The sequence below is a fragment of the Bacillus sp. SIMBA_074 genome, from assembly GCF_046534555.1.
GTDB lineage: Bacteria > Bacillota > Bacilli > Bacillales > Bacillaceae_G > Bacillus_A > Bacillus_A mycoides.
The window spans coordinates 1-345 of the sequence record NZ_JAWRYM010000217.1; the positions used below are offsets into that span (position 1 = coordinate 1).

Below are 345 nucleotides of genomic sequence, written 5' to 3' on the forward strand. Positions count from 1 at the left end.
GCTTGTACAGCTCGTCCTTTGTTCTTCGCACCTTGTTTGCTGTTTCCTTGAGAGAGCGGCTTACTTTTACCGTTCCGTCATCACGTAAAAAGCGTTGGATTTCTCCAATAATCATCGGAACCGCATAAGTGGAGAACCGTACATCGTAGGATAGATCAAACTTATCTACAGCTTTTAGCAAGCCGATACAACCGATTTGAAACAAATCATCCGCTTCATATCCACGGTTGATAAAACGCTGTACGACAGACCAGACCAGCCTAATGTTGCTGTTCACTAGAAGTTCGCGGGCATGGGCGTCTCCGGCCTGGCTCTTGGCGATCAGTTCCTTCACTTGGTCATTGG

1 protein-coding gene is annotated in these 345 nt (G+C 47.2%); it reads right to left on the reverse strand.

Features of this window, described 5'->3' with window-relative positions:
- Positions 1-334, reverse strand: a 334-nt coding sequence (locus SB773_RS30570) for a sigma-70 family RNA polymerase sigma factor (RefSeq protein ID WP_410593969.1), incomplete at its 3' end; no start/stop codon positions are given.
- Positions 335-345: the final 11 nt, after the last annotated feature.